The sequence below is a fragment of the Kitasatospora arboriphila genome (genome assembly GCF_039528095.1).
Classification (GTDB): domain Bacteria; phylum Actinomycetota; class Actinomycetes; order Streptomycetales; family Streptomycetaceae; genus Kitasatospora; species Kitasatospora arboriphila.
This window is the reverse complement of record NZ_BAAALD010000095.1, coordinates 19,400-29,410: the sequence shown is the minus strand read 5'-3', so window position 1 is coordinate 29,410 and position 10,011 is coordinate 19,400. Positions and strand designations below refer to the sequence as shown.

5 protein-coding genes are annotated in these 10,011 nt (G+C 72.3%); 4 read left to right on the top strand and 1 reads right to left on the bottom strand.

Annotated features, from left to right (window positions below; all coding sequences use genetic code 11):
- Positions 1-279 precede the first annotated feature (279 nt).
- Positions 280-1,287, top strand: coding sequence for an NADP-dependent oxidoreductase (locus ABD353_RS32500; protein WP_344627278.1), 1,008 nt, complete (start codon positions 280-282; stop codon positions 1,285-1,287).
- Positions 1,284-2,444 carry a lactate 2-monooxygenase gene (locus ABD353_RS32495; protein WP_344627277.1) on the top strand — a complete coding sequence of 387 codons (1,161 nt, stop codon included), beginning with the start codon at positions 1,284-1,286 and terminating at the stop codon, positions 2,442-2,444. The genes ABD353_RS32500 and ABD353_RS32495 overlap by 4 nt, the downstream gene beginning before the upstream one ends.
- Before the next feature lie 58 nt (positions 2,445-2,502).
- On the opposite strand, the gene glgP is transcribed toward ABD353_RS32495, so the two are convergent.
- Positions 2,503-5,199, bottom strand: coding sequence for an alpha-glucan family phosphorylase (gene glgP, locus ABD353_RS32490; RefSeq protein WP_344627276.1), 2,697 nt, complete (start codon positions 5,197-5,199; stop codon positions 2,503-2,505).
- 982 nt (positions 5,200-6,181) lie between these two features.
- Here glgP and ABD353_RS32485 point away from each other — a divergent pair.
- Both ABD353_RS32485 and treS read left to right on the top strand, forming a co-directional pair.
- Positions 6,182-8,137, top strand: a complete 1,956-nt coding sequence (locus ABD353_RS32485) for an alpha-1,4-glucan--maltose-1-phosphate maltosyltransferase (protein ID WP_344627279.1) — start codon at positions 6,182-6,184, stop codon at positions 8,135-8,137.
- Positions 8,134-9,837 (top strand): maltose alpha-D-glucosyltransferase, encoded by a 1,704-nt coding sequence (gene treS, locus ABD353_RS32480; protein ID WP_030272501.1) that lies wholly within the window; start codon positions 8,134-8,136, stop codon positions 9,835-9,837. Before ABD353_RS32485 ends, treS begins: the two co-directional genes overlap by 4 nt.
- The last annotated feature ends 174 nt before the right edge of the window (positions 9,838-10,011 follow it).

Sequence of the window (10,011 nt, the reverse complement as noted above, 5' to 3'; positions counted from 1 at the left end):
CAGGGGCGCGTGGGGGCACCTCCCGGCCGAAGGCTGGGGGAGAACTGCGTGAGACGGAAGGTGCGGACCGTGGCCTCCCGCTTCTCACAGTTCCCCGCGCCCCTCGGTGGTTCGCCCGAGTCCGCCCGAGCGCCCCACCCGGATTGCGCAGTTCCCCCGCCCCTGGTGGTGCACCCACCCCGGTAGTGCTCCTCATCTAGCCAGGTGACTAAGCGCTTGCTTAGAATCGGGCCCGGTGCCGCACCGCTGCGGCACGGCCGCCAGCGACAGGAGCCTGCCATGACCGCAGCCAACCGCCAGATCCGACTCGCCGCCCGGCCTCAGGGCGCGGTCAAGCCCACCGACTGGGAGCACGCAACCGCACCGGCCGCCGAGCCCGGCGAGGGCGAGTTCGCCGGCCGTACCCGCTTCCTCTCGCTGGACCCGGCGATGCGCGGCTGGCTGGACGACCGCCCCTCCTACCTGCCGCCGGTCGGCATCGGCGAGGTCATGCGGGCCGGCTCGGTGATCGAGGTGACCGCCTCCAACCACCCGAAGTACGAGGTCGGCGACCACGTGGTCGGCACCTTCGGCGTCCAGGAGCACGTGGTCTCCGACGGCCGCGGCACCATCAAGGTCGACCCGGCCGCCGCCCCGCTCTCCACCTACCTGGGCGCCCTCGGCATGCCGGGCATGACCGCCTACTTCGGCCTGCTGGAGGTCGGCGCCCTCAAGGACGGCGAGACGGTGGTGGTCTCCGGTGCCGCGGGCGCCGTCGGCAGCATCGTCGGCCAGATCGCCAAGGTGAAGGGCTGCCGGGTGGTCGGCATCGCCGGCGGCGCCGAGAAGTGCGCGCTGCTCACCGAGGAGCTCGGCTTCGACGCCGCGATCGACTACCGCAGCGAGGACGTCCGCAAGGCGCTGCGCGAGCACTGCCCGGACGGCATCGACGTGTACTTCGACAACGTCGGCGGCCCGATCCTGGACGCCGCGCTGACCCGGCTGGCGATGCACGCCCGGGTGGTGATCTGCGGCGCGATCAGCCAGTACAACGCCGAGTCGAAGGTCGAGGGCCCGTCCAACTACCTGTCACTGCTGGTCCGCCGGGCCCGGATGGAGGGCTTCGTGGTCTTCGACCACGCCGCCCGCTACAAGGAGGCGGCGGCGGAGATGGCCGGCTGGATCGCCGAGGGCCGGCTGAAGGTCAAGGAGCACATCGTGCGCGGCACCGTCGACGACTTCCCCGGGACGCTGCAGATGCTGTTCCGCGGCGAGAACGTCGGCAAGCTCGTGCTGGAGCTGGTGTGACCACACCGCCCCCGCGCGACTGGGCGTCCTTCCAGTACGAGATCTACCTGAACGGCCTGATCAGCGGCAGCGTGCCGCGGCTGCCGACCGATCTCACCCGGCTGGAGCGGCTGGCGGAGCACCGGCTCGGCCCCGGTCCGTTCGGCTACGTCGCGGGCAGTGCCGGCAGCGGGGCGACCGAGCGGGCCAACCGGGCCGCCCTGGACGCGCACCGGATCGTGCCCCGGATGCTGCGCGACGTGTCGGCCCGCGACCTGCGGACCGAGCTGTTCGGCCGGACCCTGCCGGCGCCGCTGGCGCTGGCTCCGGTCGGGGTGCTGTCGATCCTGCACCCGGCCGCCGAGGGCGTGCCCTTCGTGCTGTCCTCCGCCTCCAGCACGCCGATGGAGGAGGTCGCCGCGGCGATGGGCGACGGCGAGCGCTGGTTCCAGCTCTACTGGTCGAAGGACCGCGAGGTCACCCGGTCCTTCCTGGACCGGGCCGGGGCCGCCGGGTTCACCGCGCTGTTCGTCACCCTGGACACGCCGCTGCTGGCCTGGCGTCCCCGCGACCTGGACCAGGCGTACCTGCCCTTCCTGCACGGCGTCGGGACGGCCAACTACTTCACCGACCCGGCCTTCCTCGCCGGGCTGGCGAAGCCCCCGCACGAGGACCCGAACGCGGCCGTCCTGCACTTCGTGTCGCTCTTCGCCGACCCCGGCAAGACCTGGCCGGACCTGGCCTGGCTGCGGGAGCACTGGGACGGCCCGATCGTGCTCAAGGGCGTCCTCCACCCGGACGACGCCCGGGCCGCGGTCGAGGCCGGCATGGACGGCGTGGTGGTCTCCAACCACGGCGGCCGCCAGGTCAACGGCTCGATCGGTGCCGCCGCCGCCCTGCCCGCGGTGGCTGCCGCGGTGGGCGACCGGGTCCCGGTGCTGTTCGACAGCGGGATCCGGACGGGCGACGACGTGTTCAAGGCGCTCGCCCTGGGCGCCCGGGCGGTGCTGCTCGGCCGCCCGTACGCCTACGGCCTGGCCCTGGACGGGCAGGCCGGGGTGGCGCACGTGGTCCGTTCGCTGCTCGCCGAGTTCGAGCTGACGCTGGCGCTCTCCGGACACCGCACCCCGGGCGGCCTGGACGCCTCCGCGCTGGACGGGCCCACGCACGGGGACTGACCGCCGGCACGCGCAGGTGCCGGGCGGGCCGATCGGCACCTGCGGTCGTCCGGCCGGCTCAGCGCAGCACGCCGGCGTCCATCCCGCCCGACTCGACCGGCGCCGCGACCAGCCCCGGCTCGGCCGGTGAGGCCAGCAGCCGGTGGGTGGGCAGCACCCGCACGGTGTAGCCGAACGGGCCGGTGCGGTCCAGCGCCAGCGGCCCCTCGTAGCGGTGGCGGCCCTCCAGGTCCGGTCCGCCCGCCGGCTTGAGGGCGAGCACCGCGGCGTCCGAGATCCGGTCGGACTCGTCCACCCGGCCGGAGACCACCTGGACCTCCACGTCGGCCGGCTCCAGCGCGCCGAGCGAGACCTGCACCCGCAGCTCCAGCGCCGAGCCGAGCTCCTGCGCCTCGCGGCAGCCCTCCGCCTCGACGTGCTCGACCCGGACGGTCGGCCAGGCCTCGCGGACCCGGGCCTTCCACTCGGCGAGCTCGCGGGCACCGGCGTGGTCGGTGCCGCCGGACCCGGCGGCGAGGGCGCGCTGCGCGGTCGCCGCCGGGGCGTACAGCCGCTCGACGTACTCGCGCACCATCCGGCCGGCCAGCACCTTGGGCCCGAGGGTGACCAGGGTGTGCCGGACCATCGAGATCCAGCGGTGCGGCAGGCCGTCGGCGCCGCGGTCGTAGAACCGGGCGGCGACCTGGTGCTCGATCAGGTCGTAGAGCGCCGCCGCCTCGATGTCGTCGCGCCGCTCGGCCTCCGGGCTGTCCGGGTCGACCCGCTCGGGGCCGGAGACGTCCGCGGTGGGGATCGCCCAGCCGTTGCGGCCGTCGAACCACTCGTCCCACCAGCCGTCCAGGATCGAGAGGTTGAGGCAGCCGTTGAGGGCGGCCTTCATCCCGGAGGTGCCGCAGGCCTCCAGCGGGCGGAGCGGGTTGTTCAGCCAGACGTCGCAGCCCGGGTAGAGGTGCTTGGCCATGGCCATGTCGTAGTCGGGCAGGAAGACGATCCGGTGGCGTACCGCCGGATCGTCGGCGAAGGCGACCAGCTGCTGGATCAGCCGCTTGCCGCCGTCGTCGGCCGGGTGGGCCTTGCCCGCGACGACGATCTGCACCGGCCGCTGCGGGTCCAGCAGCAGCGCCCGCAGCCGGGCCTTGTCCCGCAGCATCAGGGTGAGCCGCTTGTAGGAGGGGACGCGGCGGGCGAAGCCGATGGTCAGGACGTCCGGGTCGAGCACGCCGGAGGTCCAGCCGAGCTCGGCGTCACCGGCGCCGCGCTGGCGCCAGGAGGTGCGCAGCCGGCGGCGGGCCTCCTCGACCAGCTGGGCCCGCAGGGTGCGGCGGACCTCCCAGATCTCCTCGTCGCCGATCCGCTCGATGCCCGTCCAGCGGCGGGCCTCGCCGGTGGTGATGGCCTCGTCGGCGCGCTCTGCGCCGATCTGCCCGGCGCCGAGCCGGACGACCGCCGGGTCGATCCAGGTCGGCGCGTGGACGCCGTTGGTGATCGAACCGATCGGCACCTCGGCCGAGTCGAAGCCCGGCCAGAGCCCGTTGAACATCGAGCGGCTGACCTCGCCGTGCAGGGTCGAGACGCCGTTGGCCCGCTGGGCCAGCCGCAGGCCCATCGCCGCCATGTTGAACAGCTTCGGGTCGCCGCCGTGCCAGCTCTCCGCGCCGAGGGCCAGCACCCGGTCGACCGGGACGCCGGCCAGTGCCGCGTCGCCGCCGAAGTGACGGGCGACCAGGTCGCGGTCGAACCGGTCGATGCCGGCCGGGACGGGCGTGTGGGTGGTGAACACCGTGCCGGCCCGGACGGCCTCCAGGGCGGCGCCGAAGTCCAGCCCGCGACCGCCCTGCTCGGCCGGCGCGACCAGCTCGCGGATCCGCTCCACGCCGAGGAAGCCGGCGTGGCCCTCGTTGGTGTGGAAGACCTCGGGGGCGCGGTGACCGGTGAGCCGGCAGTAGGTGCGCACCGCACGCACGCCGCCGATGCCGAGCAGCATCTCCTGGAGCAGCCGGTGCTCGCTGCCGCCGCCGTACAGGCGGTCCGTCACGTCCCGGTCGGCCGGGGCGTTGGACTCGATGTCGGAGTCCAGCAGCAGCAGCGGGACGCGGCCGACCTGGGCCTTCCAGATCCGCGCGCCGAGGGTGCGGCCGGCCGGCAGGGCGAGGTCGACCCGGCAGGGGCTGCCGTCCTCCTCGCGCAGCAGGCTGACGGCGAGTTCGTCCGGGTCGAGCAGCGGGTAGCGCTCCTGTTGCCAGCCGTCCCGGTCCAGTGACTGCCGGAAGTACCCGTGCCGGTAGAACAGGCCCACGCCGATGATCGGGACGCCGAGGTCGCTGGCGGCCTTGAGGTGGTCGCCGGCCAGGATGCCGAGGCCGCCGGAGTACTGCGGCAGCGCCGCGGCGATGCCGTACTCGGGCGAGAAGTAGGCGATCGCCTCGGGCAGCGGGCTGCCGGCCTCCCCGACCGGCGGCGCCGACTGGTACCAGCGCGGCCCGGCCAGGTAGTCCCTCAGGTCGTCGTGGAGGTCGCCCAGTCGGCGCAGGAAGCGGCGGTCGGCCGCCAGCGCGGCGAGCCGGGCGGCCGGCACCTCGCCGAGCAGCCGGACCGGGTCCTCCCCCACGGCCGCCCAGACCTCCGGGTCGACGGAGCGGAACAGCTCCCTCGTCTCCGGGTGCCAGGACCAGCGCAGGTTGAGCGCGAGCTCGTGCAGCGGCTGGAGTTGTTCGGGCAGGACGGTGCGGACGGTGAATCTGCGGATTGCCTTCACAACGTGAAGCCTAGAGCCTCCGGGCCGCCTGAACGGGTGTCAGCGGACGCTTTGCACACCCGTTCGGCGTATTGGTGAGATCGCAATCGGCGCAGTACTGCGAACGGGGGGCGCACGGGGCGCACGTAGCCGAAAAGGCGCGCCCCTGGCGCGTGAATATCCAGCAACGGCCGCGTTTCCACTGGCCGATATGCCCCTGCATACCGTCCGAAATCGCGCGATTACCGGCCCGTAGGTCTTGCCGGTGGTGCGAGGATGCAGAAAGGTCGTTGGTGCGGCAGGGAGTGCAGGCCGAAAGGCGCCCCCTGCTGTTCCATGTCCGGAACATGCCCTGCTGACGAGCCCTCACCCTCCATCGCCCATTCGGCCGCTGCCGCTGCTCCTCGGCGTGTCCTCACACCTCACCCGGTCGTTTTCCGGGTGGGTCGGGTCGCTCCGGGGCGCGCCCTTCGAGGCGCGCGCCGGGACGCACGCGCCTCGCGGGGCGGGTCGCGTCGGCCGGCGGTCGGGTGGGCCTCGCCCGCCGGCACGGCACCGTTCCGAACGCACGGCCACCCCACCCCACAGTCCTCCCGGTAACTCCCCCGGCAACGCACCGGCCGTCGGGAGCCGCCGCCGATTCGGGCAGGAGTTTGGCATGCAGGGCGACACGCGGGACCAGTCCACCGCAACGACGGAGGGCCCCGACACACCGCCGACCACGGAGCCGCCGCTGCCGGCCCCGCGCGCCGCCCGCAGCACCGCACCGGCCGCCCCCGCGGCCGGGCGGACGGCGGCCCGCAAGACCACCACCGGCAAGACCACCGGCAGCAAGACCACCACCGGCAGGAGCACCACCGGGTCCACCACCAAAACCACGACCACCGCGACCGGGGCCCCGGCGAAGAAGACCGCCGCGAGGACGACCGCCGCCAAGAAGACCGCAGCGAAGAAGACCACCACCGCCCGCAAGAGCGCCACCCGCAAGACAGAGAGCGACACCGTGATCGGCCGCATCCCCGTCCTGGACGTCAGCCCCCTCGTCGACTCCGGGCGGCGCCCGGCCAAGGCCGTGGAGGGCGAGAGCTTCCAGGTCACCGCCACCGTCTTCCGCGAGGGCCACGACGCGGTCAACGCCAACGTGGTGCTCCGCGACCCCCGCGGCCGCAGCGGTCCGTGGACGCCGATGCGCGAACTCGCCCCGGGCACCGACCGTTGGGGCGCGCACGTCACGCCGACCGCGGCCGGCCGCTGGTCCTACCTGGTGGAGGCGTGGAGCGACCCGGTCGCCACCTGGCGGAGGACCGCCGCGGTCAAGCTCCCGGCCGGCATCGACACCGCGCTCGTCCTGGAGGAGGGCGCCCAGTTGCTGGAGCGGGCCGCCGCCGGGGTGCCCAAGAAGGAGGGCCGGGCGCACGTGCTGGCCGCGGTGGACGCACTGCGCGACCCCGGCCTGCCCCCGCTGAGCCGCTACGCGGCCGCGCTCGCGCCCGAGGTGCTGACCCTGCTGGAGCGCCACCCGCTGCGCGAACTGGTCAGCGCCACCCGGCCGCTGCCGCTCCAGGTGGACCGCAAGCGGGCGCTGTACGGCGCCTGGTACGAGTTCTTCCCGCGCTCCGAGGGCGCCGTGGTCGACCCCTCCGGCGTCCAGCCGCCGGTCTCCGGGACGCTGCGCACCGCCGCCGAGCGGCTGCCCGCGGTCGCCGCGATGGGCTTCGAGGTGGTCTACCTGCCGCCGATCCACCCGATCGGCCGCGCCCACCGCAAGGGCCCGGACAACTCCCTGACGGCCGGTCCGCACGACGTCGGCTCGCCCTGGGCGATCGGCTCGCCGGAGGGCGGCCACGACGCCGTCCACCCGGACCTCGGCACCCTGGAGGACTTCGACCGCTTCGTCGCCGAGGCCGGGTCACTGGGGCTGGAGGTCGCACTGGACTTCGCCCTGCAGTGCTCCCCCGACCACCCCTGGGTCAACAAGCACCCCGAGTGGTTCAGCCACCGCCTCGACGGCACCGTCGCCCACGCCGAGAACCCGCCGAAGAAGTACCAGGACATCTACCCGATCAACTTCGACCAGGACTTCGAGGGGCTGGTCAAGGAGACGGTTCGTATCCTGCGCTTCTGGATGGGCCACGGGGTGCGGATCTTCCGCGTCGACAATCCGCACACCAAGCCGGTGGTGTTCTGGGAGAAGGTGCTGGGCGACATCGCCCGGACGGATCCCGACGTGATCTTCCTGGCCGAGGCGTTCACCCGTCCGGCGATGATGCACACCCTGGGGAAGATCGGATTCCACCAGTCGTACACCTATTTCACCTGGCGCACCACCAAGCAGGAACTCACCGAATACCTCACCGAACTCACCGGTGACGCGGCCTCGTACATGCGGCCCAACTTCTTCGCCAACACCCCGGACATCCTGCACGAGTACCTGCAGCAGGGCGGCCCGGCCGCGTTCGCCGTCCGCGCGGTGCTGGCCGCGACCCTCGCCCCCAGCTACGGCGTCTACGCGGGCTACGAGCACTACGAGAACGAGCCCGTCCACCCCGGCTCGGAGGAGTACGCGCGCTCCGAGAAGTACGAGCTGCGCCCGCGCGACTGGAGCCGTCAGGACTCCCTCGCCCCGCTCCTCACCGCCCTCAACCGGCTCCGCCGGCGCCACCCCGCCCTGCAGCAGCTGCGCGACCTGCGCTTCCACCCCACGGACAACGACCAGGTCATCGCGTACTCCAAGCGGGCGACCACCGAGGACGGCATCGAGGACCACGTGATCACCGTGGTGAACCTGGACCCGCACCACGTCCAGGAGGCCACCGTGACCCTGGACTCGGACCTGCCGCTGACGGTGCACGACGAGCTCACCGGCGCCACCTACGACTGGGGCCGCCGCAACTACGTCCGGCTCGACCCATCCACCGAGCCGGCCCACCTCCTCACCGTCCGGAGGCACCCTCAGTGACAGTCAATGAGCCCGTTCCCGACACCTTCGCCGAAACGCCGGCCAGGGACCGCGACCCGGAGTGGTTCAAACGCGCGGTCTTCTACGAGGTCCTGGTCCGTTCCTTCCAGGACAGCAACGGCGACGGCGTGGGTGACCTCAAGGGGCTCACCTCGAAGCTCGACTACCTGCAGTGGCTGGGGGTGGACTGCCTCTGGCTGCCGCCCTTCTTCGCCTCCCCGCTGCGGGACGGCGGGTACGACGTGGCCGACTACAAGTCGGTGCTGCCGGAGTTCGGCGACCTCGCCGACTTCGTCGAGTTCGTCGACGCCGCCCACGCCCGCGGCATGCGGGTGATCATCGACTTCGTGGTCAACCACACCAGCGACCAGCACCCGTGGTTCCAGGCGTCCCGCAACGACCCGGACGGGCCGTACGGCGACTTCTACATGTGGGCCGACGACGACAAGCAGTACCCCGACGCCCGCATCATCTTCGTCGACACCGAGACCTCCAACTGGACGTACGACCCGGTCCGCAAGCAGTACTTCTGGCACCGGTTCTTCTCCCACCAGCCGGACCTCAACTACGACAACCCGCGGGTCCAGGAGGAGGTGATCGCGGCCCTGAGGTTCTGGCTGGACCTCGGCATCGACGGGTTCCGGCTGGACGCGGTCCCCTACCTGTACGCCCGGGAGGGCACCAACTGCGAGAACCTGCCGGAGACCCACGAGTTCCTCAAGCGGCTCCGCAAGGAGATCGACGCGGACTACCCGGACACGGTGCTGCTGGCCGAGGCCAACCAGTGGCCCGAGGACGTCGTCGACTACTTCGGGGACTTCGCCTCCGGCGGCGACGAGTGCCACATGGCGTTCCACTTCCCGGTGATGCCGCGGATCTTCATGGCCGTCCGCCGGGAGTCGCGCTACCCGGTCTCGGAGATCCTCGCGAAGACGCCGGAGATCCCCTCCGGCTGCCAGTGGGGCATCTTCCTGCGCAACCACGACGAGCTGACCCTGGAGATGGTCACCGACGAGGAGCGCGACTACATGTACGCGGAGTACGCGAAGGACCCGCGGATGCGGGCCAACGTGGGCATCCGCCGGCGGCTCGCACCGCTGCTGGAGAACGACCGCAACCAGATCGAGCTCTTCACCGCCCTGCTGCTCTCGCTGCCCGGCTCGCCGGTGCTGTACTACGGCGACGAGATCGGCATGGGCGACAACATCTGGCTCGGCGACCGGGACGGCGTCCGCACCCCGATGCAGTGGACGCCGGACCGCAACGCGGGTTTCTCCTCGGCCGACCCGGGCAGGCTCAGTCTGCCGCCCATCATGGACCCGGTGTACGGCTTTCAGGTGACCAACGTCGAAGCGCAGCAAAGCAGTTCGAGTTCCCTGCTGCACTGGACGCGTCGCATGATCGAGATCCGCAAGCTCAACCCTGCGTTCGGCCTCGGCAGCTACACCGAGCTGCCCTCCAGCAATCCCGCGGTGCTGGCCTTCGTGCGCGAGCACGAGGGAGACCTGGTCATGTGCGTGAACAACTTCTCGCGGTTCGCGCAGCCGACCGAACTGGACCTGCGGCGGTACGGGGGGCGGTACCCGGTCGAGCTGATCGGCGGCGTGCGCTTCCCGTCCATCGGTGAGTGGCCCTACCTGCTCACTCTCGCCGGGCACGGCTTCTACTGGTTCCAGCTCAGGAAGCCCGGAATCAAGTAGCGGCGGCCGTCCGGCGCCGAAGTAACGATCCACCAGCCAGGTCCGAGGGGACCAACCCTGCGGGGCGCGAGAGTCACGACCCCCGCGCCCCGCAGGGGTCTTCGCACCGTCGGGTACGGAGAACAGCCCAACGGCCACCCACACTATGGCGTGACACCCGAGCCCCGCTCGCGT